The organism is Streptomyces sp. NPDC092369 (genome assembly GCF_044755245.1).
Lineage (GTDB): Bacteria > Actinomycetota > Actinomycetes > Streptomycetales > Streptomycetaceae > Streptomyces.
Window position 1 is genome coordinate 385,599 of record NZ_JBIVQP010000003.1, and the last position, 23,740, is coordinate 409,338.

General features: G+C 70.7%; 21 protein-coding genes. 6 read left to right on the plus strand and 15 right to left on the minus strand.

Translation table 11 applies throughout. The features are described from left to right. Positions 1-54 precede the first annotated feature (54 nt). Both ACIQI8_RS18650 and ACIQI8_RS18655 read right to left on the minus strand, forming a co-directional pair. Entirely contained in the window at positions 55-864 is an 810-nt protein-coding gene (locus ACIQI8_RS18650; RefSeq protein WP_402351365.1) for a hypothetical protein, read from the minus strand. A gap of 379 nt (positions 865-1,243) precedes the next feature. After that, complete coding sequence (locus ACIQI8_RS18655) at positions 1,244-2,512, minus strand: cation:proton antiporter (protein ID WP_402351368.1); 1,269 nt, start codon at positions 2,510-2,512, stop codon at positions 1,244-1,246. Between the two features lie 199 nt (positions 2,513-2,711). Here ACIQI8_RS18655 and ACIQI8_RS18660 point away from each other — a divergent pair, with 199 nt between their 5' ends. Beyond that, positions 2,712-3,269 (plus strand): glycoside hydrolase family 25 protein, encoded by a 558-nt coding sequence (locus ACIQI8_RS18660; RefSeq protein ID WP_402351371.1) that lies wholly within the window; start codon positions 2,712-2,714, stop codon positions 3,267-3,269. A gap of 10 nt (positions 3,270-3,279) precedes the next feature. On the opposite strand, the gene ACIQI8_RS18665 is transcribed toward ACIQI8_RS18660, so the two are convergent. The 3 genes from ACIQI8_RS18665 to ACIQI8_RS18675 form a co-directional block, all read right to left on the minus strand. After that, the gene (locus ACIQI8_RS18665) at positions 3,280-3,939 is read right to left on the minus strand and encodes an NADPH-dependent F420 reductase (RefSeq protein ID WP_402351374.1); all 660 of its coding nucleotides are present in this window, start codon (positions 3,937-3,939) and stop codon (positions 3,280-3,282) included. Between the two features lie 177 nt (positions 3,940-4,116). Beyond that, positions 4,117-4,329, minus strand: coding sequence for an EF-hand domain-containing protein (locus ACIQI8_RS18670; protein ID WP_123997625.1), 213 nt, complete (start codon positions 4,327-4,329; stop codon positions 4,117-4,119). A 48-nt stretch (positions 4,330-4,377) separates the two neighbouring features. Then, positions 4,378-5,295: a MerR family transcriptional regulator gene (locus ACIQI8_RS18675; protein WP_402351378.1), complete on the minus strand. Its 918-nt coding sequence runs from the start codon at positions 5,293-5,295 to the stop codon at positions 4,378-4,380. A 49-nt stretch (positions 5,296-5,344) separates the two neighbouring features. On the opposite strand from ACIQI8_RS18675, the gene ACIQI8_RS18680 reads away from it, so the two are divergent. Continuing rightward, positions 5,345-5,986, plus strand: coding sequence for a GNAT family N-acetyltransferase (locus ACIQI8_RS18680; protein WP_402351381.1), 642 nt, complete (start codon positions 5,345-5,347; stop codon positions 5,984-5,986). A 7-nt stretch (positions 5,987-5,993) separates the two neighbouring features. Here ACIQI8_RS18680 and ACIQI8_RS18685 read toward each other — a convergent pair whose 3' ends face one another. The 6 genes from ACIQI8_RS18685 to ACIQI8_RS18710 form a co-directional block, all read right to left on the minus strand. Then, positions 5,994-7,223 carry a hypothetical protein gene (locus tag ACIQI8_RS18685; protein WP_402351384.1) on the minus strand — a complete coding sequence of 410 codons (1,230 nt, stop codon included), beginning with the start codon at positions 7,221-7,223 and terminating at the stop codon, positions 5,994-5,996. After that, on the minus strand, positions 7,223-7,975 hold the full coding sequence (locus tag ACIQI8_RS18690; RefSeq protein ID WP_402351387.1) for a polysaccharide deacetylase family protein: 753 nt from the start codon (positions 7,973-7,975) through the stop codon (positions 7,223-7,225). The genes ACIQI8_RS18685 and ACIQI8_RS18690 overlap by 1 nt, the downstream gene beginning before the upstream one ends. A gap of 75 nt (positions 7,976-8,050) precedes the next feature. Next, on the minus strand, positions 8,051-8,554 hold the full coding sequence (locus ACIQI8_RS18695) for an ATP-binding protein (protein WP_123997630.1): 504 nt from the start codon (positions 8,552-8,554) through the stop codon (positions 8,051-8,053). Positions 8,555-8,816: 262 nt separating this feature from the next. After that, positions 8,817-9,584, minus strand: coding sequence for an enoyl-CoA hydratase/isomerase family protein (locus ACIQI8_RS18700; protein ID WP_402351390.1), 768 nt, complete (start codon positions 9,582-9,584; stop codon positions 8,817-8,819). Positions 9,585-9,663: 79 nt separating this feature from the next. Then, entirely contained in the window at positions 9,664-10,914 is a 1,251-nt protein-coding gene (locus ACIQI8_RS18705; RefSeq protein ID WP_402351393.1) for an Ig-like domain-containing protein, read from the minus strand. A gap of 178 nt (positions 10,915-11,092) precedes the next feature. Continuing rightward, the gene (locus ACIQI8_RS18710) at positions 11,093-12,325 is read right to left on the minus strand and encodes an Ig-like domain-containing protein (RefSeq protein WP_402351396.1); all 1,233 of its coding nucleotides are present in this window, start codon (positions 12,323-12,325) and stop codon (positions 11,093-11,095) included. Between the two features lie 151 nt (positions 12,326-12,476). Between ACIQI8_RS18710 and glgX the strand changes: the two genes are divergently transcribed. Then, positions 12,477-14,708, plus strand: a complete 2,232-nt coding sequence (glgX, locus tag ACIQI8_RS18715; protein WP_402351401.1) for a glycogen debranching protein GlgX — start codon at positions 12,477-12,479, stop codon at positions 14,706-14,708. A 108-nt stretch (positions 14,709-14,816) separates the two neighbouring features. Then, positions 14,817-16,229, plus strand: coding sequence for a sulfatase (locus ACIQI8_RS18720; RefSeq protein ID WP_402351404.1), 1,413 nt, complete (start codon positions 14,817-14,819; stop codon positions 16,227-16,229). Between the two features lie 8 nt (positions 16,230-16,237). Here the strand turns inward: ACIQI8_RS18720 and ACIQI8_RS18725 are convergent, their stop codons facing one another. From ACIQI8_RS18725 to ACIQI8_RS18740, 4 genes are read right to left on the minus strand one after another with little or no spacing between them, the layout of a single operon-like run. Further along, positions 16,238-16,903: a response regulator gene (locus tag ACIQI8_RS18725; RefSeq protein WP_402351406.1), complete on the minus strand. Its 666-nt coding sequence runs from the start codon at positions 16,901-16,903 to the stop codon at positions 16,238-16,240. Then, complete coding sequence (locus ACIQI8_RS18730) at positions 16,896-18,164, minus strand: sensor histidine kinase (RefSeq protein WP_402351409.1); 1,269 nt, start codon at positions 18,162-18,164, stop codon at positions 16,896-16,898. The genes ACIQI8_RS18725 and ACIQI8_RS18730 overlap by 8 nt, the downstream gene beginning before the upstream one ends. A gap of 26 nt (positions 18,165-18,190) precedes the next feature. Continuing rightward, entirely contained in the window at positions 18,191-18,925 is a 735-nt protein-coding gene (locus tag ACIQI8_RS18735; protein ID WP_402351411.1) for an ABC transporter permease, read from the minus strand. Continuing rightward, positions 18,922-19,824, minus strand: a complete 903-nt coding sequence (locus ACIQI8_RS18740) for an ATP-binding cassette domain-containing protein (RefSeq protein WP_402351414.1) — start codon at positions 19,822-19,824, stop codon at positions 18,922-18,924. The genes ACIQI8_RS18735 and ACIQI8_RS18740 overlap by 4 nt, the downstream gene beginning before the upstream one ends. Before the next feature lie 206 nt (positions 19,825-20,030). Between ACIQI8_RS18740 and ACIQI8_RS18745 the strand changes: the two genes are divergently transcribed. Then, positions 20,031-21,857 (plus strand): ABC transporter ATP-binding protein, encoded by a 1,827-nt coding sequence (locus ACIQI8_RS18745; protein WP_402351417.1) that lies wholly within the window; start codon positions 20,031-20,033, stop codon positions 21,855-21,857. Beyond that, positions 21,854-23,722 carry an ABC transporter ATP-binding protein gene (locus tag ACIQI8_RS18750; RefSeq protein WP_402351420.1) on the plus strand — a complete coding sequence of 623 codons (1,869 nt, stop codon included), beginning with the start codon at positions 21,854-21,856 and terminating at the stop codon, positions 23,720-23,722. Before ACIQI8_RS18745 ends, ACIQI8_RS18750 begins: the two co-directional genes overlap by 4 nt. Positions 23,723-23,740: the final 18 nt, after the last annotated feature.

Consider the following 23,740-nt stretch of genomic DNA (forward strand, 5'->3'; position numbering starts at 1 on the left):
CTCCTGATATTCCCGGTACCCCCGAAGGCGGCGACCATCGCCCCGGATCCGGCCTCACGGGGCGGTCACGTCGGAACTGTTCAGGGCACCGCCGGACGGCACGGACGATGCCGGCGTCTCGGGGGTGGGGCTGGACTCCGGGCTTGAGCCCTGGCTGGAACCGGAACCCGAGCCGGAACCGGAATCGGAGCCCGACCCGGTCTCCGGTGTCGCGCTGGTGTCCGGCGCGGCCGAGCGGCCGGGCTGCGGGGTCGTACCGCTGGACGTGCCCGGGGTGAGGCTCGGCCTGGTCGCGGGGTGGGAGTCGCCGGCCGAGCCGCCGCCCATCGACGTGCCCCTGCCCGGCTCGTTCTTGACCACGGCCGACACCGGCTTGCCCGCGATGAGCTCCACCGCGGTCACGGTGACCATCGCCAGCGCGAACACCAGGCCCGTCGCCAGGACGTACTTCTTCCAGCCGAAGTTCCGCCAGGCGAAGTTCTTCCCGCCGACGGCGGAGCGCCGGGAGCCGCCTCGATAGGTGGTGACCGTCTCGCCCCCGGAAGTCGCGAAGGACGGGCCCCCGTCGCCGCCCGAGGCGGCGACGGACGGCGGTAAGGCGAACGCCGCCCGGGCGTCCGCGCGGGCCTGCGCCCGCTCCTCCGTCGGCGTTCTCGGCCCGCCCACCAGCGGCACCCGGTTACGGATCTCCTCCCCCGTCCGCCGGAAGGCGTGCTGGAAGACGGCCGCGCCGGTGGTGGCGCTGGCACTGACCACGGCCGCGCCGATGATCGTCCCGGCCACCCCCAGCAGGGACGCCAGGAACGCGCCCACCACGGTCGCGAGCGCGCTCGCCGCCACCTGCACGGCGGTCAGGTCGAGCACTTTGCGCTTCGGCTCGGGCCCCCCTTCGTCAGCACGTCCCCCTGCTTCAGTGCGTCCCCCTGCTTCAGTGCGTCCCCCTTCTTCAGTGCGCTTCTCTCCTTCAGTGCGGTCCTCTGCCTCAGTGCGTCCCCCCTCCGCTTCCTCGCCGCGTTTCCTCACCGATTCGTCACTGCGATTCCCCACCGATACATCCCTCGATATTCCTGATGACACGTGGTGTCCGTTGGCGTCCATTGGTCCGATGGCGTCCGTCGGTTTCCATGGGTGTGCGTTGACGCCTGCCCGATCGCCGGGATTTCACCGGCACACGATGGACACAACCGGTGGCTTTTCGGTCACACGTGGCACGCAGCAATGCCACACGGCACAGGACCGAGGATCACGCCGGCCGGGACCAGAGCTCCCGGCGCTTTCGGGTCATGTCGTCCGCGGTCGCGCGCAGGGCGAGCCGGCGCGGATAGACGGCCTCCAGCAGGGGTCCGGTCATCGCGGTGGTCAGCAGGGCCATCACCACCATCAGCGAGTACAACCGCTCGTCCAGGATGCCGAGTTGGCGTCCCACGCTGAGGATGATCAGTTCGGTCAGACCGCGCGTGTTCATGAGCACGGCCAGGGCGGAGGAGATACGGCGGTCGAGGCCCACGGCGAAGGCGCCCGCGTACGCGCCGACGAGCTTGCCGCCTGTCGCCACCAGCAGGATCAGCCCCAGTTGGCCGAGGTCGGACCAGCCTAGCCCGGACAGGTCCACCTGGAGACCGGCGACCAGGAAGAAGACCGGGAGCAGCAGCACGTTGTTGACCAGACCGACCCGCTCGTGCAGGTCGGCGCGCAGCCGCTCCGAGCCCTCGCGCGGGACGACGGACCCGAAGAGGAACGCGCCGAAGATGAAGTGCAGCCCCATCCACTCGGTGGCCGCCCCGGACAGCAGCAGCCCGGCGAACACCGTGGCGAGCAGCACCGCGGTCGGCTGCGCGGCCACCGCCGGCCGGGCCAACAGCCGTCCCAGCAGCCGTCGTACGGGATAGAGCATCAGCAGCAGATACGGCAGGAAGAGCAGCGTCCGCTCGGGGTGACCGCCGGGAGCGACGACGGCCACCACCACGGCGAGCAGCGACCAGGCCAGTACGTCGGCGACGGCGGCGCAGCACAGGGCGAGTGCGCCGAGCGGGGTGCGGTGCAGGTCCCGGTCGGTGAGGATCCGGGCAAGCACCGGGAACGCGGTGATGGACATGGCGACGCCCATGAAGAGGACGAACCCGGTGCGGTTGTCGGTCGGATGGCTGTGCAGCAGGTAGGCGCCGAGTGCCATGCCCAGGCCGCACGGCAGCAGGAGCGAGGCCAGCGAGACCGAGGCGGCGATCCGGCCGGTGCCGCGGACCAGGGTGCGGTCGAACTCGAGGCCGACCAGGAACATGAAGACGGCGACCCCGACATCGGCCAGCGCGGTCAGGAACGGCCTGATGTCGGCGGGCAGCAGCGCGTGGGTCAGGGCGCCGCCGAACAGGGTCGGGCCGAGGAGGATGCCGGCCAGGATCTCGCCGATCACCGGAGGCTGGCCGAATCTGCGGGCCAACTGCCCCAGCAGACCTGCCGCGATGACGACGACGGCCAGACCGGTCAGCAGGGCGGTCGCTTGGGTGGAGGTCATGGCGGAGCGGACTCCTCGGGCCAGGGGACCACGACGTCGACGGGCGTACGACTGCCCACCCATTCGACCGGGCGCACCGCCCCGGGCACCAGCCCGCACCGCACGAAGCTGTCGATATAACGGATCTGCATAGCGGCGGCCCGGTCTGTGGGGCATCATCAACTTCCGTCCCCCCATTCACACTTCAGGGAGCCCCCACATGCTCCGCGGCATAGATGTCAGCGCGTACCAGTCCTCCACCTACGACACGGACGGTCTCTCGTTCGCCTTCATCAAGGCGACGGAAGGCCGCAGTTACGTCAACCCGAGGCTCTCCGCCCAGACCGCGCACGCCCGTGACGCGGGCCTGGTCGCCGGCTTCTACCACTTCCTGTGGCCCGGCAACCTCACAGCCCAGGCCGAGTACTTCGTCAAGCACGCCCCCGAGAAGGCGGGCGACATCCTCGCCGTCGACTGGGAGCGCAACGGCGAGGGCACCCACGCGAGCAATGCCGAGAAGGACAGTTTCATCCGCAAGGTGAAGGCACTGCGGCCCCACAACCGGGTCGTCCTCTACTGCAACCGCGACTTCTGGTTGAACGTCGACACCACCTCGTACGCCGGTGACGGTCTCTGGATCGCGGACTACGTCACCGCCGGCAAGCCCCGTATCAAGGCCAAGTGGCGCTTCCACCAGTACACCAGCGACCCGCACGACAAGGACGTGGCCGACTTCGCCGACAAGGCCGCGCTGAAGGCGTGGACGAAGGTCGGCTGACCGTCGCCGCTCAGCTCCGGAAGTCGGACGGGCGTTCCGGGCTCGCGTCGGTCAGTGCCTTGGTGACCGCCTCGACGCCTCCGCGCAGGCCGTAGACCGGGGTGCCCGGCTGCTGGCGCCAGGAGTCGTCGAGGCCGCCCGTGTCGACGGTGTCGAAGCCGAGTTCGTCGATGAGCGCCCGCACCTTCGCCTTGGCCGCCTCGTCGTCGCCCGCGACCGGGAGCGCGAGGCGGTCGGGGTCGCCGGCCGGGCGGTGCCGGTCCAGGATGTCGGCGGCGTAGGTGCCGTTGAATGCCTTGACGACGGGGCCGCCGACCTGGCGTTCCGTCCAGCGGCTCTCGGTCAGGCCCTCGTCCTCGATCTCCGCGATCCGGCCGTCGCGGCCGGGGTAGTAGTTGCCGGTGTCGATGACGGCGAGCCCGTCGGCCGCCCCGTCCAGCACCCCGGACGGCAGCTTCGGTACGCCCTTGAGCGGGATCGTGACCACGACGATCTCGGCGCCGCGGGCGGCCTCCTCGACGGGGACCGGGGTCGCGCCGGTCTCCTCGGCCAGCGCCGTGAGGGTCTGGGGGCCACGGGAGTTGGCCACGGAGACGTCGTGACCGAGGGCGGTCAGCCGTCGGGTGAGGTTGCCGCCGATGTTGCCCGCGCCGATGATGCCGATCTTCATGACAGACCCTTCCGGAGTCGATGCACATGCATTCGCCTGGGTCGCATCAACTCCGGAGGTCCCGGGGCTATTCCACCGGCTGCGGCGAACGGGTGACGGCGGCCCATGACGAGGGGGCCGGTCCGCAGCCGGACCGGCCCCCTCGTTCAGGTCACGCGCTCAGGTCACGCGCTCGGGTCACTTGTTCAGGTGCGCCCAGAACTCGTCGAAGGACAGGACCTTGTCGCCGTTCAGGTCCCGGCTCTTGATGATCACCTCGGCGACCGACTCGGTGACGTTCCAGTCACCTCCCTGAGCGAGGGCGGTCTTGAACTCGGCGGCGGTGATGAACCCGTCACCGTCCGTGTCGATCCGCTGGAAATGCTTGCGTGCTTCCTCGATGTCCGCCACCGGATCCGCCCCTTCGTAACGCACTACTGCTTGTTGACGCAGGCCAGATTAACCGGCCGCGCGAGCCCGCAGTGCGGCGACCACCCACGCGAACTCCTCCCGGTGCGCCGCCGCGGGCGTCCCGCCCTTCACCGTGGACAGCAACTCCCGGTACCGGGCGAGCCGGTCGTTGGACGCCGACACCATCCGTTCCAGTACGGCAGCCGGGTCGCCGCCCTCCCCCAGCACCTCCCGCACGATCTCCTCCGCCTCCGGCGACTCCGGTGCGATTCCCCGCCTGCGGGCGTCCGCGCCGAGCTGCAGCAGCCGCATCGGGAACCACGTGGACCGCCCGGGGTGGGCGCTGCGGGCCTGGTCCGAGGCATTGAACTCCATCGTCCTGCGCATCTGCGCCCGGAACTCCGGGTCCTGCACCATCTCCGCCAACTCCACCCAGGCGTCCACCTGTTCGGGGGTCGGGTCGTCCGGCAGGTCCACCGCGATGGAACGCATGCGCTCCTTGATGCACGGATCCACCGTGTCGAGCCCGTGGAACAACTCGTCCACGAACTCCTCCATGATCCGCCTGCGTTCGGCCGCCGACAGCCGTGCCAGCTTGTGCATGAGCGTCATCTCCTCCGCGGTCGAGCCGCGTCGCGCCACGGTCGACAGCACCGCCCTGGTCACCCTCAGTGAACGGATCTGCGCGTCCAGCGCCACCACATGGGCGGCGGCCACCTCCGCGACCGTCGTCTCACCGGCCAGCACCTTGCGCACGTCGTCCAGGCCGAGGCCCAACTCGCGCAGCGTGCGGACCAGTTCGAGACGGGCGACGCTCTCGGCGTCGTAGAGCCGGTAGCCGCCGGCGGAGCGGGTCACCGGGGTGAGCACGCCCTCGTCCGACCAGTAGCGGATGGTGCGCACGGTCAGCCCGGTGGACCTGGCCAGTTCTCCGATGGTGAGAAGTCCGGTGCCGTCATCGATCATGTCTGGGAGTCTGGGCCTTCCAGTGGGTGGAGACTCAAGGAGCGCGGTGATGGAGACGTTGCGGGACATTCTCGACTCGGCGGCCCGTGGTGTCTTCCCGCCCGCGGACGGCGGTACGACGGTCGTGCCCCAGGCCTCGGACCGGGACGCGGGTGTGCTCGCCTTCACCGCGCACGCGGTGGTCTTCACGGACGAGGACCCGCGATGGGTCCACGACACACTGGCCGCCGTGGACTGCGACGCCCTGGCTGCACCCATGAACCCGCGCTTCCTGACCGCCTTCCTGGAGCGGACGGGCCGGACGGCCGAGACCATCGACGCGATGCTGGTCGGCTCCCCGCTGCCCGGCGGACCGCCGCTCCCGTTGACGGAGATCACCGACGGCGACCATCCGCGCATCGTGTACGCCCGCGGCCGTCGCGACGACGTGCGCGCGTGGACGGCGGAGGGCGGGGTGCTCGTGATGGGGCGCGGGATCGCCGGCCGCCTTGAGGTCTCGGTGGAGGTGGACGACGCGGTACGACACCGGGGGCTGGGGCGGCTGTTGGTGACCGCCGCCCGCCATCTGGTCACGGAGCCGCTGTGGGCGCAGGTCGCACCGGGGAACGCCCGCAGCACGCGGGCGTTCCTGGCGGCGGGCTATGTGCCGGTCGGCGCGGAGGCGCTGTTGCTGCCGGGCCGCACCGACTGACCGTTTCTCAGCGGAAGATGCCGGTGTGGCCGAGCGAGTAGCGGCCCGGCTGCGGGTAGACGGCGAGGCCGTGCGGGCCGCTGCCGACCTTGACGCGGGCCAGTTGGGCGCCGGTACGGGTGTCGACGGCGTACACCTCGGAGTTGTAACGGCCCGACAGCCACAGGACTTTGCCGTCGGCCGAGACGCCGCCCATGTCGGGGCTGCCGCCGTCGGGCAGGTGCCACTTCTTGGTGAGCTTGTCCTTGGTGAAGTCGAAGACGGAGATGGTGCCTTCGCCGCGGTTGGAGATGTACATCTCGCGCGAGTCCCGGCTGACGTAGAGGCCGTGGCAGCCCTTGCCGGTGCGCAGGAAGGACGGTCTGCCGAACTTCTCGCCGTCCAGGACCCACACGCCGTCCGCCATCATGTCGGCGATGTAGAACTTCTTGCCGTCGGGCGAGATCTTGACGTCCTGGGGCATCGCGCCGTCGTACGGGAGCTTCTGCTGTCCGACGACCTTCATCTTCTCGGTGTCGACCTTGAGCAGTTCGCCGCTGAACTCGCAGGAGACGATGAAGTAGCGGCCGTCCGGGGAGAAGTCGGCGTGGTTGACGCCGTAGCAGCTGACCGGGACGGTCTTCATGCGCTTCATGGTGTGCGCGTCGCGGAAGACGAGTTCGCGGTCGAGGGAGGCCATGACGACGGCGTACTCGCCGTTGGGCGTGAAGTAGAGGTTGTACGGGTCGTGCACGTCGACCGTCCTGCCCGCCTTGCCGGTTTTCGGGTCGATGGGGGTGAGGGTGTTGCCCCGGTCGTTGTTGACCCACAGGGTCTTCAAGTCCCAGGAGGGCACGACGTGTTGGGGCTGGGCGCCGACCGGGATGGTCTCGATCACCTTGTACGTCTTCGGGTCGATGACCGAGACGGTGTTGGAGTTGGTGTTGGGGACGTAGACGCGGGGCGGGAAGTCCTTGACCACCGGGGAGAGCTTGTTCGGGCGGTCGGCCGCGTAGACGTCCTTCGGGTCGAGGACCGGTGGCATGCCGGGCAGTCCCTGGACGAGGGCCTTCTTCGCCGCCTTGGCGGGCGGGACGGCGGCTTGGGTGCCGAGGGCCTCGTTCTCGTGACCGCGGGTCCCGGTGCCGCAGGCGGCGAGGGCGGCGAGCGCGGCGCCCAGGAGAAGGGCACGGGTGAGGTGGGTTCGGGTGATCGGGGCGCGGGCGATCGGGGTTCCGGAGTTCGGGGTGCGGTGCATCAGCTGAACAGCTCCGTCGTGGTCACCGCGGACAGGCCGCGGCGGTCGAGTGCTTCCAGTACGGCGGGGAGGGCGGCGACCGTGTCCGGGTAGCCGAAGTGCAGGCTCACCACGGAGCCGGCGCGGACCTCGCCGAGGACCTGGCGGGTGACGGCGGCTGCGCCGGGCCGCGTGTAGTCGAGGGAGTCGACGTCGTAGGACAGGACGTGCGGGTAGCCGGCGCGGGCGGCGAGGCGGGTGACCTGGGGCGAGGCGCGGGGTGCGCGGGAGGGGCGGAACCAGGTGCCGATCGATCCCGTCAGGCGCCTCAGGCGGTCGGCGCAGGCGGTGATCTCGGCGAGGGCGTCGGCCTCCGACATGGCGTTGATGTCGAGGTGGCGCTGGGTGTGGTTGCCGAGGTCGTGGCCGCCGTCGAGGATGCGGCGGGCGAGGTCCGGGTGGGCGTCCAGCCAGGTGCCGACGGCCAGGACGGTGACGTGGGCGCCGTGGCGTTCGGCCTCGGTGAGGAGGCTGTGGGCGATGGCGGGGTCGCCCTGGCCGTGGAAGGTGAGGGCGACGCGGGGGTGGGTGCGGGGGCCGTGGGTGAGCTGGGCGGGGAGGCCTGGGTAGTGGCGGGGGGTGGGGGCGTGGGTGGGCTTGGCGTGCGTGGAGGTGGAGGCGGGGTGGGCGACGGCTCCGGTCGCGGCACAGCCCGTGGTGAACGCGCCTGCGGCGAGGAGGCGTAGTGCCGTCCGGCGGTTGGTCGGGGTCACCGGACCATTTAAGGCGGACGGGAGAAGAAAACCGCCCATTTACCCGATTGGCACCCTTTGCGGGTCGCCCCTGGATTAACGGTCCGCCACCCTCATCTCGAACCATGTCGTCTTGCCGCGTGGCAGGAGGTCGACGCCCCAGCGGTCGGAGAGTTTGTCGACCAGGAACAGGCCTCGGCCGCTGATGTCCGTCTCCTGGACCGGCATCAGGCAGGGCAGGCCTCGGGAGGGGTCGCGGATCTCGATGCGGATCCAGCCTCGGCGGCGGCGCATGCGGAGGCCGAAGACCCGGGCGCCGGTGTGGCGGACGGCGTTGCCGACGAGTTCGGAGACCAGGAGGACCGCGTCCTCCGTCAGTTTGGGGGTGAGGCCCCATTGGCGCAGGACGACCACCTGGGCCAGGCGGCGCGCCGTCGCGGCGGACTCGGGGCGGGACGGCAGGGGGACCTCGGCCTCGGTCGGGTTTCCGAACAACTCCAGCGCCTTCAGCGCCCGTTCGTCCTCGACCGCGGGCGACCAACGCGCCGCGGTCGCACGGCCGTTTCCCCGCGGCTGTTCCATGCCCTCCAGCCCCGCCATGCCCCCATCATGGCCGCCGAGCGCGCCCTCCGGGGCCGTTCCACTGGAATACGCCCCCCGGAATCCATCGTTCCGATTGGCGCGTTCGGCATATGTCAGAGGCAGTTCGGGTGTTCTGACAGCCTGCCTGAGCTGCGGTGAAGGCTCTGCTGGAGGCAATCGACGGACTCCCTCGACACGACAGATTTAAGGTTGGATTAAGGCTCCCATAATCCGCCCCATCGAGGGACCCGAATCAGACACCGCGTCAATTGCAAGGGCTTCAGAGGAACTTCGCCTTGCCGGGACCCTCCTCCACGAAGCTCCGCATCCCCCGCTCCCGGTCCTCCGTGGCGAACAGGCCCGCGAACCAGTTCCGTTCGACCGCGAGCCCGGTCTCGATGTCCGTCTCCAGGCCCGTGTCGATCGACTCCTTCGCGGCACGCAGCGCGAGCGCGGGGCCCTGCGCCAGCTTCGCCGCCCACGTGTGCGTGGCGGAGTACACCTCGCCGGCCGGCACCACCCGGTCCACCAGACCCAGCGTCAACGCCTCGTCCGCCTTGACCATCCGGCCCGTGAAGATCAGGTCCTTCGCCTTGGACGGGCCGATCAGCCGGGCGAGCCGCTGGGTGCCGCCCGCGCCCGGGATCAGTCCGAGCAGGATCTCGGGCTGGCCGAGCTTGGCGTCGTCGGCGCAGATCCGGAAGTCCGCGCAGAGCGCGAGCTCGCAGCCGCCGCCCAGCGCGTATCCCGTCACGGCCGCGACCACCGGCTTGGGGATCCGGGCCACCGCCGTGAACGAGTCCTGGAGCGCGCGCGCCCGCAGGATCATCCCGGTGTGGTCCATGTTCTGCATCTCCTTGATGTCCGCCCCGGCCGCGAACACCTTCTCCCCGCCGTAGATCACCACGGCCCGTACGTCCTCGCGCCGGGTCGCCTCCTCGGCCAGTTCCTTGAGCCGGTCCTGTGTGGCGACGTCCAGCGCGTTCATCGGCGGGCGGTCGAGACGGATCGTGCCGACGCCCTCGGCGACTTCGAGATTCACGGTCATGCTGGCAGGTTAAAGGGGCGGACGACATCGGGCCCGGTGCCGTGGGTCACAGCACCGGGCCCGTACATCTAGCGGACCGCTACGACGTCCACTTCGCCCACGACATGTTCCAGCCGTTGAGCCCGTTGTCGGGCGCCACGGTCGCGTCGTTGGAGTTCTTCACGACCACGACGTCACCGAGGATCGAGTGGTTGAAGAACCACGCGGCCGGCACGGTCTTGCTGTAACCGCCCTTGACGTCCTGGAGGCCGATGCAGCCGTGGCTGGCGTTGTAGTTGCCGAAGGCGCCGCCGCCCCAGTAGTTGCCGTGGACGAAGGTGCCGGAGTCGGTCAGCCGGGTGGCGTGCGGGACGTCCTTGATGTCGTACTCGCCGCCGTAGCCGACCGTCTCGCCGTTCATCCGGGTCACTTCGAGCTTCTGGCTCATGACCATCTGGCCGTTCCAGGTGTCGTAGCCGGGCTTGCCGGTGGTGACCGGGATGGTCTTGATGGTCTTGCCGTCCCGCGTGACCTTCATCGTGTGCTTCTTGGCGTCCACGACGGAGACCTGGTTGCGGCCGATGGTGAACTTCACCGTCTTGGACTGCTTGCCGTAGACGCCCGACCGGCCCTCGACGCCGTCGAGGGAGAGCTTGACGGTGACCTTGGTGCCGGACTTCCAGTACTTCTCCGGGCGGAAGTCGAGGCGGTCGTTGCCGAACCAGTGGCCCTCGACGTCGACGGCCGGCTCGGTCGTGATGCTGATCGCCTTCTTCACGTCGTCCGGGTTGGTGATGCCCCGGGTGAAGCGGATCGAGAACGGCATCCCGACGCCGACGGTGGAGCCGTCCTCGGGAGTGAAGTTGCCGATGAAGGTGTTCGCCGGCGTCAGCGTGGTGAAGCTGGAGTCCTCCGCGGCGACGCGGCCCTTGGCGTCCTTGGCGACCGCGTGCACCGTGTACTTGGTGGCCGCGGCCAGGTGGGTGGACGGCGTCCAGCTCGCCCCGCCGGCGGCGATCTTCCCGGATATCGCGGTGCCCTTGGCGTCCTTGACCTCGACCTGCGTCAACGTGCCCTTGCTGGCGCTGATTTTGAGAGCGCCACTGGTGTCGACGGACTTCGCGCCGTCCTTCGGGGCGATCGCGACGACCGCCTCCGACTGCTTCGTCTCCGCGGTGCTCGCCGCGTCCTTGCCCTTGCTGTCCCCCGACGACCCCGAACCGGAGTCCGAGCCACCCCCTCCACACGCGGTGAGAGTCACCAGCAGCACTCCAAGAACCAGCGCCGGCAGTTTTCTGCTCCCACGTCCGCGTGCGTCAACCGACGCCCCCGATATCGGCCGCACGTTCAACTCGTTCTCCCCTCGCCGGGCCTGGTCAGGCCCGCACCCCGGCGCGTTCGACGCGCACATTGGCGCATATTAACCGCAAGGTTTTGGGGAAGTTGTGAGCCGAAGGTCACCGTTCAGTAGCAACATCGACCTTCGTCCGCTCCCCCGGCCCACTCCCCGACCCGCCCCCCTCACCGGGTCACTTGAGCGCACTGCCCGCTTTCCACTCCTTCCAACCCATGTTCCACCCTCCGAGCCCGTTGTCGGGAGCGACCCTTTTGTCGTTGCTGTGCACGACCTCGACGACGTCCCCGATCAGGCTGCGGTCGAAGAACCAGCCTGCGGGGGTGTCGGATCCGCCGCCCTTGACGTCCCTGAGCCCCACGCATCCGTGGCTGACGTTGACGCGTCCGGGAGCGTTCGGCGCCCAGTAGTTGCCGTGCAGGAAGGTGCCGGAGTCGGTCAGGCGCATGGCGTGCGGGACGTCGGGGATGTCGTACTCGCCGCCGAAGCCGACGGTGCGGCTGTTCATGCGGGTCACGTCGAGCATCTCGGTCACCACCATTTTGCCGTTGTAGGTGGTGGTCTTGGGTGCCCCGGCAGTGATGGGCACGGTGGCCAGCAGCTCGCCGTCCCGCCGCACCTGCATGGTGTGCCGGGCCGCGTCGACCAGCGAGACCTGGCTGCGGCCGACGGTGAAGGAGAACGTCCTGTACTGGAGTCCGTAGACCCCGCTCGCGCCCTCGACGTCGCGCAGCCGCAGGGAGACGGTGACCCGGGTGCCGGGCCTCCAGTACTTCTCGGGGCGGAAGTCGAGGCGGTCCTTGCCGAACCAGTGCGGGCGGATCTCGGTGGCCGGGCGGGAGGTGACGTGGACGGCGCGCTCGACCGCGGCACGGTTGTCGATCTCCCGGTTGAACTCCAGGGAGACGATCATGCCGGTGCCGACGACGGAGCGGTTCTCGGGGGTGACGTACCCGATGAAGCGCTCGTCGGGGACGTACGTGGTGAAGGTGGTGTGCCGGGCCGAGCGGCGGCCGTGGCCGTCCAGGGCGACCGCGTCGACCGTGTACTTGGCGGCCAGCGCGAGCCTGGGTTCGTCGGGTTCCCAGCGCAGGCCGTCGTCGGAGATGTGCCCGGCGACCTCCGACTCCTGCGCGTCCTGCGCCTTGACGACCCGCACCGACTCCAGGCGCCCGCTGGGCACCCGTACGCGAAGGGTCTCCTCGGGCGGTACGCCCTTGCTCGCGTCGTCCGGGGAGATGCGGATGACGTCCTCCGGGGCGGGTGCCTTGCCGAAGGCCCCGCCGATGTCGATGCCGCCGTCGGGGTCCGAGGAGCAGCCGGCGGCTCCGGCCAGCAGTCCTGCCCAGGTCAGTAGGGCGGCCAGCGCGGCCCCCGCGCGCCGTGCGCGCCCGTGTACGTGCCTCACGGCGTGACAACGACAGGGGTCGCCAAGGGAAACGTGAGTGCGACGCAAGCTCTGGGCAGAACAGTGGGGAGGACGACGGGAAAGGGCGCACCCGGCCGGGACGCCGGACGCCCCTTTCCCCGTCGTCCCACGAGCCGTGGGAGGCTGACAGGTGTCCAGCGCAGCCGAGCAGGAGGCGGTGGCAGCGGAGCTCACCGCTCCGGCCGCCGTGGTGAACGGGTCCCGGCGCAGGACGCCGGGCGTGCCCGTGCGGCCCGGTGCGCCGATGCCGTTGGGAGCCCGCTACCGCGTGGGCACCGACGGGGTGGCGGGCACCAACTTCGCGCTGTGGGCGGGCGGGGCGGAGGCCGTCGAGCTGTGTCTGTTCGACGAGCGGGGCAAGGAGACACGGGCCCGGCTGACCGAGCTGACGCACGAGATCTGGCACGGCTTCGTGCCGGGTGTGCTGCCGGGACAGCGCTACGGCTATCGGGTGCACGGCCGCTGGGACCCGTGGACCGGCGGCCGCTGGAACCCGGCGAAGCTCCTTCTCGACCCGTACGCCCGCGCGGTGGACGGCGACTTCGGCCTGCCGCCCGAGGTGTACGGGCATGTCCGCGACTGGCCGCAGCAGCAGGTCGCCGACACCGTCCGCGACGACCGCGACTCGGCGCCGTTCGTCCCCAAGGGCGTCGTCGTCCACGACGACGACGAGTGGGAGGACGACCGCCGCCCCAAGACCCCGTGGGCCGACTCCGTCATCTACGAACTGCACGTACGCGGCTTCACCGCCCTGCACCCGGAGATTCCGGAGGAACTGCGCGGCACCTACGCCGGGTTGGCGCACCCGGCGGCGATCGAGCACCTGGTGAAGCTGGGCGTGACGGCGGTGGAGCTGCTGCCGGTGCACCAGTTCGCGCACGAGGACCACCTGCTGCGGCGCGGCCTGAAGAACTACTGGGGCTACAACTCCATCGGCTATTTCGCCCCGCACGCCGGGTACGCGGCCTCCGGTACGACGGGACAGCAGGTCGGCGAGTTCAAGCGGATGGTCCGCGCACTGCACGCGGCCGGCATCGAGGTCATCCTCGACGTCGTCTACAACCACACGGCCGAGGCGGGCGAACACGGCCCGACCCTCTCCCTCAAGGGCATCGACAACCGCGGCTACTACCACCTCCAGTCCGACGCCCGCCGCTACGCCGACTACACCGGCTGCGGCAACACCCTGCACGTCGTCCAGCCGCACGTCCTGCGCCTGATCACCGACTCGCTGCGCTACTGGGTGACCGAGATGGGCGTGGACGGCTTCCGTTTCGACCTCGCGGCGGCACTGGCCCGCTCGATGCACGACGTCGACATGTTGTCCCCGTTCCTCGCGGTCATCGGGCAGGACCCGGTGCTGCGGCGGGTGAAGCTGATCGCCGAGCCGTGGGACGTGGGGTCCGGCGGCTACCAGGTGGGCGCGTTCCCTCCGCTGTGGACGGAGTGGAACGACCGTTACCGCAACGCCGTACGGGACTTCTGGCGCGGCGCGCTGCCGGACGTACGAGATCTGGGCTACCGCCTGTCGGGCTCCAGCGACCTGTACGCGTGGGGTGGCCGCCGGCCCTACGCCTCGGTCAACTTCGTGACCGCGCACGACGGTTTCACCCTGCGGGACCTGGTCTCCTACGAGCGCAAGCACAACGAGGCCAACGGCGAGAACAACCGGGACGGCACCGACGACAACCGGTCCTGGAACTGCGGCACCGAGGGCGAGAGCGACGACGAGCGCGTACTGGCGCTGCGGCGACGGCAGTTGCGCAACCTGCTGACCACGCTGCTGCTGTCGACGGGCGTGCCGATGCTGGTCGCGGGCGACGAACTGGGGCGCACACAGCGGGGCAACAACAACGCGTACTGCCAGGACAACGAGATCAGCTGGGTCGACTGGAGCCTGTTGGCCGAGCCAGGCTGGCGGGCCCTGTCCGACCTCACCGCCCGGCTGATCGCACTGCGCCACCGGCATCCGGTGCTGCGCCGCCGCGCGTTCTTCTCCGGCCGCGCCCACGGCGTGGACGGCCTGCGGGACCTGGCCTGGTTCACGGCCCGCGGCGCGGAGATGACGGAACGGGACTGGTACGCGCCCGCCGCGACGCTCGGCATGTACCTCTCCGGGCGGGACATCCCCGGCCGCGACGAGCGCGGCGACCCCATCATCGACGACAGCTTCCTCGCCGTCCTGCACGCCGGGGACCGGCCGGTGAGCTTCGTACTGCCGGGGTCGCCGTGGGCGGAGCGGTACGAGGTGGTCGTCGACACGTCGAAGGAGGAGCAGCAGGAGGCACCGGGGGTGGTGCACCGGGCGGGGGCGGCGATCACGGTGCCGGCGAGGGCTGTGTTGTTGCTGAGGGTGGGTTGAGCGACGGCTGAGGGGTGGCTGTCGGGTGACCGGGGCGACGTTTCAGGTCCGTGAAATCCCCGTCGGATGCCTGGCTGTGGGACCGGGGCCGTTGATCAACTGAATCTCATGCCAGAGATATCCCGCCGTGCCTTCGGTGGTCTCGTCGGCGGCGGCGCCGTGACCGCCGTCGCCACCACGGCCACCCCCGCCGCCGCGTCCGCCTCCCCCGCCGAACGGCCCTTCAAGGCCCGCACCGGCACCGCCTCCGGCAAGCGCCCCAACCTCCTGGTCATCCTCGGCGACGACCTGGGCTGGGCCGACCTCTCCTCCTACGGCGCCCCGCACATCAAGACGCCGAACCTGGACCGGCTGGCCCGGCAGGGGGTGCGGTTCACGGACGCCTACTCCGGCTCCGCTACCTGCTCACCGACCCGGTTCAGCCTGTACACCGGGCGCTATCCGGGCCGTACGCCGGGCGGCCTGGCCGAGCCGATCGCCAACAGGACACAGGGCCTGGACCCCCACCACCCCACCCTGGCCTCGCTGTTGAAGAAGGCCGGCTACTCCACCGCCCTCATCGGCAAGTGGCACTGCGGCTGGCTGCCCGACTACAGCCCCACGAAGTCGGGTTGGGGCGAGTTCTTCGGCAACCACGGAGGTGTCCTGGAGTACTTCTCCAAGCTGGGGCAGCTCGGCGACTACGACCTGTACGAGGGCGACGCGACCTACAAGGACCTGCGCTACTACACGGAGGTGCTGACCGAGCGGGCCGTGGAGTACGTCGGTCGCGGGCACACCCGGCCGTGGCTGCTGAACCTCAACTTCACCACCCCGCACTGGCCTTGGCTCGCGGAGGGCGACGAGGAGACCGGCGCCGAGATCGCGGCGAGGATCCGGGCCGCGAAGAATCAGGCGGAGGTCTCCAACGCGCTCAACCACTACGACGGCGGGTCGGTCGCCAAGTACACGGAGATGGTGCAGAGCCTCGACGCGGCCGTGGGCGAGGTGCTCGCCGCGCTGCGCCGGTCCGGACAGGAGGAGAACACGCTGGTGTACTTCGCCAGCGACAACGGCGGCGAACGCTGGTCGTACCTCTGGCCGCTCAGCGGCGAGAAGTTCGTGCTCCAGGAAGGCGGCATCCGGGTGCCGACCATCGTGCGCTGGCCGCACCGGATCGACGGCAACCAGGTCAGCCACGAGCCGAACTTCTCGCCCGACTGGACCGCGACCTTCCTGGAGCTGGCCGGCGCCCGGCCCGACCCGGCGTACCCGCTGGACGGCACGAGCTTCGCGGGCTATCTGCTGAAGGGCGAGGAGCTGCCCGAGCGCGACCTGTTCTGGCGGGTGCGGGCCAACCGGGCGCTGCGGCGCGGCGATTGGAAGTACTACCAGGACTCCGACGGCGACGACCATCTCTTCGACCTCGGCGCCGACGTGCGCGAGCAGGCCGATCTGGCGCCCGACCGGCCGGAGTTGCTGGCCGAGCTGAAGGCGGCCTGGGAGCGGATCGCCTCCAGCCTGCTCCCCTACCCGAGCTAGTACCCGAACTAGCCGAGAATCCCTCGCTCGTACGCCGTCGCCACCGCCGCCGCGCGGTCGTTCACGCCCAACTTGCCGTACAGGTGGGTGAGATGGGTCTTCACGGTCGCCTCGCTGATGAAGAGCTCACGGGCGATCTCGCGGTTGGAGGTGCCCTTGGCGACCAGGGCCAGGACCTCGCGTTCACGGGTGGAGAGGGGCTCGTTGCCAGGGGCCTTGGGGGTGCGGACCGCGGAGACCAGGCGGGAGGCGACGGCGGGCGACAGCACCGTACGGCCTGCGGCCGCCGCGCGGACGGCGGTGAAGAGTTCGTCGCGCGGGGCGTCCTTGAGGAGGTAGCCCGTCGCGCCCGCCTCGATCGCGGGCAGGGTGTCGGAGTCGGTGTCGTACGTCGTCAGGACGAGCACCTTCGCGCGGGCCGCGCGGCGGGTCAGCTCGCGGATGGCGTCGACGCCCGCGCCGCCCGGCATGCGCAGGTCCATCAGGATCACGTCCGGGTCGAGGGCGGCAGCCCGCTCCACGGCCTCGACCCCGTCGGCGGCCTCCCCGAGGACGCGGAAGCCGGGCGCGGACTCGAACATGCCGCGCAGACCGTCGCGTACGACGGGATGGTCGTCGACGATCAGTACGGAGATCAGGGGCTCGGCAGGGGAGATCAGGGGTTCGTCACTCATGGCGGACCAACGGTACGCGAGCCGACAGGGCCGTGCCGTGCCCCGGCTCGGTCTCGATCGTGAGCGTGCCGGCGATGCGTTCGGCGCGGGCCCGCATGCCGTCGAGGCCGAAGCCGCCGGTGCGGGTGCGTTCGGGCAGGGCGAGCGCGTCGAAGCCCCGGCCGTCGTCGCGGATGTCGAGGATCACCTCGTAGCCCAGGAAGGTGAGGGTCACGCCGACGCGGGAGGCGTGCGCGTGCCGGGCGGCGTTCGACAGCGCCTCCTGGGCGATGCGCAGAAGGGTCGCCGAGACCTCGTCGTGGAGGTGCTCGGCGGTGCCCGTGACGGTGAACTCGGCGCGGACGCCGGTGCGTTCGCCCCACTCGGCGACCGTGTTCTTCAGCGCCTCGGGCAGACCGTCGTTCTCCAGCGCCATGGGCGCGAGGTTCTGCACGGAGCGGCGGGCCTCGCCGAGGCTGTGCCGGGCGAGGGTGGAAGCGCGGTCGAGATGCGTACGGGCGGTCGCCAGATCGGGCGCGTTCGCGACGACCTGGAGCTGCGCGATGATGCCGGTCAGGCCCTGGGCGATGGTGTCGTGGATCTCGGCGGCCAGCCGGCGGCGCTCGTCGGCGACCCCGGCCTCCCTTGCCTGGAGCAGGAGTTGGGCGTGCAGCGCGGCGTTCTCGTCGAGGGCCTGCTGCAGGGCGGTGTTGGCGCGTTCGAGTTCGGTGATGGTCTCGCCGCGCTCGTGGGAACGCCGGGTCTCCTGCTCCTGGAGATGGGCGACCGCCATCTGCAGGCCGGAGTTGGCGGCCACGAGCGCCCCGAAGAGGATCCACTGGACCGCGCTCCCCAGCGGCAGCCCGCCGGACTGCGCGCCGGCCACGGTGACCGCGCTGGCGAGCAGTCCCAGCCGCTGCCCCACCACACCCGGGATCAGCTCGTCGGCGTCCATGTAGCCGGCGGCGGCGTAGAACGCGAAGAACGGGTCGATCCAGGCGAGGGCGAAGGCGAGGGCCCAGCGGACCGCGTAGTACGCGGTCCCGGCCCGGGACGGGATCCGGCCGCGTCCTGGCCGCCGGGAGCGGGTGCCGTGCCACCACAGCTGGAGGACGACCGCGGCACCGACCAGGGCCCAGCCGGTGTACCACTCGGCGGCCGTGTAGTCGAACAGACCGGAGGAGGCGAGCGCGAGGACGACACTGATCCCGAGCAGACCGTAGGGCCCCCAGGTGTGCAGCTGCTCCCAGCGCTGCTCGATCTGCCGGTCCTTCGTGGTCATCTCCCCAGTCTGCACGGCAGCCTCCCCTACTCCCAGCGGAACCAGCGCGCGGCGCCGGCCGTCAGGAGCACGGTCCAGGCGACCAGCACGGCCAGGTGCGTCCAGCCCGGCCAGCTGCCCGCCGCCGCCCGGTTCAGGGCCTCGGCCGCGGCGCCGAAGGGCGTGCAGCCGACGGTCCGGGCGAGGGTGTCCGGCATGGCCTGCACCGGGATCCACACGCCCGCGCAGAACATCATCGGGAAGAACACCGCCGACCCGATGGCCCCCGCGATCTTCGTCGTGCGGGACAGCGCCGAGACCACCGCGCCCAGCGCGAGCGCGGCCAGGATCGCGAGGACCAGGGCGAGCAGGTAGCCGGGGGCCTGCTGGGGCAGCCGTACGTCGAAGGCGAGCCGGCCGACGAGCAGCGCGCACAGGGCGGAGACCAGGGCCGCACCGCCGTAGACCACCATCTGCGCGGCCAGCAGCGCGGACGGGCGGACCGGGGTGGCGGACATGCGGCGCAGGATGCCGCGCTCGCGGTAGCCGGTGAGGTTCTGCGGCATCGACTGGAGCGCGCCGACGATCATGCCCAGGAGGACGGCGACCGGGACGTACACGTCGACCGTGCGCAGGCCGCCCAGGTCCGCCTGGTGGTGGCGGAAGGACGGGATGGAACCCAGGATCACCAGGAGGAGGGTCGGGAAGAACAGGATCCAGAAGAGGGCGCCCGGCTCACGGCGGAAGAGGCGCACCTCGGTGCGCAGGACGGCGGTGTTCATGCGGAGACCTCCGTCAGGTCCAGGAAGGCGTCGTCCAATGTGGCGTCGGACACGCGGAGTTGGCGGGCGGTGATGTGCCGGCGGGCGAGCAGGGTGATGACCGCGTTCACGGTCTCGTCGGTGCCGGAGAGCGTGATCCGGCTGTCCTTGTACTCGACCGACACGAGCGCGGGCAGCGCGTTCAGGTCACCCTCGTCCAGCGGCGCGGAGGGCGTGAAGCTGATGACGGTGGAGCCGGCCGAGCGCCGGATCAGTCCGTCGGGGGTGTCCAGGGCGGCCACCCGCCCCTGGTCGATCACGGCGATCCGGTCGCACAGGCGCTGGGCCTCCTCCATGAAGTGCGTGACGAGCAGGACGGTGACCCCGCCCGCGCGCACGTCCTCGATGAGCTGCCAGGTGTCACGGCGGGCCCGCGGGTCCAGGCCGGTGGTCAGTTCGTCCAGGACCACGATCCGGGGGTTGCCGATGAGCGCGAGCGCGATGAACAGGCGCTGCTTCTGGCCGCCGGAGAGCTTCGCGAAGCGGGTGGTGAGCTTCGCGGTCAGGCCGAGCCGTTCGGCGAGCGGGCCCCAGTCCAGCGGGCTCGGGTAGAAGGAGGCGTACAGCTCCAGGGCCTCGCGGACGGTGAGTTTGGCCTGGAGCTCGCTCTCCTGGAGCTGGGCGCCGAGGACGCGGGCGACCCGCTCGTGGTCGGCGACCGGGTCGAGGCCGGTGACGCGGACGCGGCCCGCGTCGGGGACGCGCAGTCCCTCGACGCACTCGACAGTGGTGGTCTTGCCGGCGCCGTTGGGGCCGAGGATCCCGAAGATCTCGCCCTCCTCGACGGCGAAGGAGACGCCGTCGACGACGGGCCGGCCCCCGTAGGACTTGCGCAGTTCGGTGACTTCGATGACGGACATGGCTTCAGCGTCCCGGGGAGCGGGCATCCGCCACATCGGCCGTCGCGCTCGAAGGGACATCAGCCGATCGGTTGATGCCGGCCTCCCCCGTCCCCGACGGCTCCGGTACGACTCCTCGAACGCGCAGGTCGTAGGTCCAGCGGCCGATCAGGGTCCGGCCAAAACTCGCTGGGCGTTGTCAGTGCCGATCCGTAGGCTCACTGACGATGGCCACTACACGTTCGACCACCGAGGAAGGCACGGCGACCGGGGAGCGGTCCACCGTGCGCACGCTGCTGCGGCTTTGGCCCTACGTCCGGCCCGTGCGGGTGCGGCTGTTCACCGCCGCGTTCGTCGCCGTGCTGGCCTCCTGTACGGGGCTCGTGATCCCGCTGGTGCTGAAGTGGATGGTCGACGGGCCGGTCGCCGACCGGGATCCGGCCGGGGTGTGGCTCGGCGCGCTGTATCTGCTGCTGCTCGGCTTGGCGGAGGCGCTGCTGTTCGGGCTGCGGCGGTGGATGGTGGCCAGACCGCTGTCGCACGTCGAGGCGGAGATGCGGGCGGATCTGTACGGGCATCTGCAGCGGCTGCCGGTCGCCTTCCACGACCGGTGGGCCTCGGGCCAGTTGCTGTCCCGCGGCACCACCGACCTGATGCTGCTGCGCATGTTCCTCGCCTTCCCGCTGACCTTCCTGCTGGTCAACGGGGTGACGATCCTGGTCGGCGTGATCATCATGCTGCTCCAGGACTGGACGCTGGGACTGGTGATCCTGGGTCCGGCGATCCCGGTGATCGTCACGTGCGTGGTCTTCGAGAAGCGGTACGCGCTGGTGGCACGGCGCGCGCAGGACCAGGTCGGCGATCTGACGACGGTCGTCGAGGAGAGCGTGCTCGGCATCCGCATCATCAAGGGGTTCGGCCGGCACCGCAGCCAGGCCCTGGCGTTCCGGAAGCTGTCGCACACCCTGCGCGGCACCGAACTGAGCAAGGCGCGGCTGCTGGCCGCCATCTGGGGCGTCATCGTGACGCTGCCCGAGATGGCGATCGGCGCGGCCCTGGTCCTGGGCACCGTCCAGGTCGCCGACGGCGACCTGTCGGCGGGCACCCTGGTCGCCTTCCTCTCGACGGCCCTCGCCCTGCGCTGGCCGGTGGACTCCATCGGCTTCCTGCTGGCGATGAGCCAGGAGGCGGCGACGGCCACGGAGCGGTACTTCGAGGTGATGGACGAGCGCCCCGAACAGCAGGAACAGCAGGACGAGTCGAGTGCCTCGGCCGCTGCCCCGCAGACGAGGAGCGAGCGCGAGCGGGGCATCCGCTTCCGTGGGGTCCGGTTTCGATACCCCGACGCCGAGCCCGGGTCCGCGCCCGTGCTGGACCGGATAGACCTGCACATCCGTCCCGGCGAATCGATGGCGCTGGTCGGGTCCACGGGCAGCGGCAAGACGACACTGACCGCGCTCGTGCCGCGGCTGCACGAGGTGACCGAGGGACACATCACCCTGGACGGCGAGGACATCACCGCCATGTCCCGCGAGGAGCTGCGCTCCCGGGTCGCCGTCGCCTTCGAGGAGCCGACGCTGTTCTCGGCGAGCGTCGGGGAGAACGTGCTCATGGGCGCCGACGACGAGGCGGGCGCGGCCGAGCTGAACCGCGCGCTCTCCGTCGCCCAGGCCGACTTCGCGCACGCGCTTCCGCAGGGCACCGACACGCAGGTCGGCGAGCAGGGCCTGAGCCTGTCGGGCGGGCAGCGGCAACGGCTCGCGCTGGCGCGGGCGGTGGTGGGCAGACCCGGGTTCCTGGTCCTGGACGACCCGCTGTCCGCGCTGGACGTGCACACCGAAGCCGCCGTCGAGGCCGCGCTGCGGGAGGTCCTCGCGGACACCACCGCGCTCATCGTGGCCCACCGCCCCTCCACGGTCCTGCTCGCCGACCGGGTCGCCCTGCTCTCCGGCGGCCGGATCACCGCGGTCGGCACGCATCAGGAACTGCTGCGCACGAACGCCGAGTACGCCCACCTCATGTCCGGGACCGACGAAGCGGAGGACGACCGATGACGGCCCCGACCACCTCCTCCGTCCCGGCAGCGGACGACGAACCCGATCTGCCCAGCCCCGGGGACTCCAAGGTCACCGACCCCTTCGACCGCGACATCCTGCCCACTCCGCCGGGCGCCACCTCGACCCTGCTGCGGTCCCTGCTCGCCCCCATGAAGGCCCGCGTCGCCTTCACCAGCCTCCTGCTGCTCCTCCAGCAGGCGGCCGTCCAGGCGGGCCCGCTGCTGGTGGCGTACGCGATCGACAGCGCGGTGCCGGCGTTCCGCCGCAGCGACCACGGACCGCTGATCGCGGTGGCCGTGGCCTATCTGCTGTGCGCGCTGGTCTCCGGCGCACTGCAGTACGCGTTCATCATCGCCTCGGCCCGCGTCAACCAGGACGTGCTGCTGGACCTGCGCGGCCGCATCTTCCGGCACGCGCAGGCGCTCAGCATCGACTTCCACGAGCGCTACACCTCGGGCCGGCTGATCTCCCGCTCCACCACCGATGTCGAGTCCCTGCGGGAACTGCTGAACGAGGGTCTGCAGGAACTGATCACGGTCATCCTGTCCTTCGTCTACATCTCGGCGATGCTGCTGTGGCTGGATCTCGGTGTGGGCGCGCTCGCGGTGGCGTCCTTCGTGCCGCTGTACCTCCTGGTCCGCGTCTACCAGCGGCGCGCGGTCCGTGTGTACCGGCTGCGGTCCACCGCGATCGCGGCCGTGATCGTCAAGTTCGTCGAGACGATGAACGGCATCCGGCCGGTGCGCGCCTTCCGCCGCGAGGCCGCCAACGACACCGACTTCCGGGTGCTGAACCGCCGCCACGAGCGCTCGAACGGCGACGCGCTCCTGGAGATGGCCCGTTACGTCGTCGGCTCCCGCCTGGTCGCCAACACGGCGGTCGCGGGCATCGTCCTGTGGGGCGCCTACCGAGTGGCGAGCGGCTCCCTCGAACTGGGCGTGCTGGCCGCCGCGGTGCTGTACCTGCGCCGCCTGTACGACCCGATCGACCGGCTCGGCATGTTCCTCAACTCCTACCAGTCGGCGGCGGCCTCCCTGGAGAAGATCGCCGGGCTGCTCGCGCAGACGCCGTCCGTGCCGGAACCCGCCTCGCCCGTCGAACTGCCGGCCCTGGAGAGCGAACACCCGGGCCGCGAGGTCGTCTTCGACGGCGTCCGCTTCGGCTACCGCACCGGCGGCGAGGTCCTGCCGACCTTCGACCTGACCCTCCCGGCCGGGCAGACGGTCGCCGTCGTCGGCACCACCGGCGCCGGCAAGTCCACCCTGGCCAAGCTGCTCGCCCGCTTCTACGACCCCTCCGCGGGGCAGGTCCTGCTGGACGGCGTCGACCTGCGCGAGCTGTCCGTGCCCGAACTGCGGCGCGGGGTGGTGATGGTGACGCAGGAGGCGTTCCTGTTCTCCGGCACCGTCGCCGAGAACATCGCCATCGGCCGCCCCGACGCGAGCCGCGAACAGATCGAGCGGGCCGCGAAGGCGATCGGCGCGCACGACTTCATCGAGGCGCTGCCCGACGGCTATGACACGGACGTGCGCAAGAGAGGCGGCCGCATCTCCGCCGGCCAGCGTCAACTCGTCGCCTTCGCGCGGGCGTTGCTGGCCGACCCGGCCGTCCTGATCCTGGACGAGGCGACCAGTTCCCTCGACGTCCCGGGCGAACGGGCCGTGCAGCGCGCGATGTCGACGGTCCTTCAGGGCCGTACGGCCGTCGTCATCGCACACCGCCTGTCGACCGTGGAGATCGCCGACCGCGTCCTGGTCATGGAGCACGGCCGGATCGTCGAGGACGGCACGCCGGCCGAACTCATCGCGGGCACGGGCCGGTTCGCGGACCTGCACCGGGCGTGGCGGGACAGTCTCGCGTGACAGTGGTCGAAGGGGCCG

Excerpts from the sequence above, each read along its gene's own strand:
- ACIQI8_RS18700 (WP_402351390.1), bottom strand. The coding sequence starts at position 9,584 with ATGACCGTGAATCTCGAAGTCGCCGAGGGCGTCGGCACGATCCGTCTC.
- ACIQI8_RS18680 (WP_402351381.1), top strand. The coding sequence starts at position 5,345 with ATGGAGACGTTGCGGGACATTCTCGACTCGGCGGCCCGTGGTGTCTTC.
- ACIQI8_RS18655 (WP_402351368.1), bottom strand. The coding sequence starts at position 2,512 with ATGACCTCCACCCAAGCGACCGCCCTGCTGACCGGTCTGGCCGTCGTC.
- ACIQI8_RS18720 (WP_402351404.1), top strand. The coding sequence starts at position 14,817 with ATGCCAGAGATATCCCGCCGTGCCTTCGGTGGTCTCGTCGGCGGCGGC.
- ACIQI8_RS18735 (WP_402351411.1), bottom strand. The coding sequence starts at position 18,925 with ATGAACACCGCCGTCCTGCGCACCGAGGTGCGCCTCTTCCGCCGTGAG.
- ACIQI8_RS18750 (WP_402351420.1), top strand. The coding sequence starts at position 21,854 with ATGACGGCCCCGACCACCTCCTCCGTCCCGGCAGCGGACGACGAACCC.
- ACIQI8_RS18665 (WP_402351374.1), bottom strand. The coding sequence starts at position 3,939 with ATGAAGATCGGCATCATCGGCGCGGGCAACATCGGCGGCAACCTCACC.
- ACIQI8_RS18740 (WP_402351414.1), bottom strand. The coding sequence starts at position 19,824 with ATGTCCGTCATCGAAGTCACCGAACTGCGCAAGTCCTACGGGGGCCGG.
- ACIQI8_RS18725 (WP_402351406.1), bottom strand. The coding sequence starts at position 16,903 with ATGAGTGACGAACCCCTGATCTCCCCTGCCGAGCCCCTGATCTCCGTA.
- ACIQI8_RS18660 (WP_402351371.1), top strand. The coding sequence starts at position 2,712 with ATGCTCCGCGGCATAGATGTCAGCGCGTACCAGTCCTCCACCTACGAC.
- ACIQI8_RS18695 (WP_123997630.1), bottom strand. The coding sequence starts at position 8,554 with ATGGCGGGGCTGGAGGGCATGGAACAGCCGCGGGGAAACGGCCGTGCG.
- ACIQI8_RS18675 (WP_402351378.1), bottom strand. The coding sequence starts at position 5,295 with ATGATCGATGACGGCACCGGACTTCTCACCATCGGAGAACTGGCCAGG.
- ACIQI8_RS18685 (WP_402351384.1), bottom strand. The coding sequence starts at position 7,223 with ATGCACCGCACCCCGAACTCCGGAACCCCGATCGCCCGCGCCCCGATC.
- ACIQI8_RS18745 (WP_402351417.1), top strand. The coding sequence starts at position 20,031 with ATGGCCACTACACGTTCGACCACCGAGGAAGGCACGGCGACCGGGGAG.
- ACIQI8_RS18730 (WP_402351409.1), bottom strand. The coding sequence starts at position 18,164 with ATGACCACGAAGGACCGGCAGATCGAGCAGCGCTGGGAGCAGCTGCAC.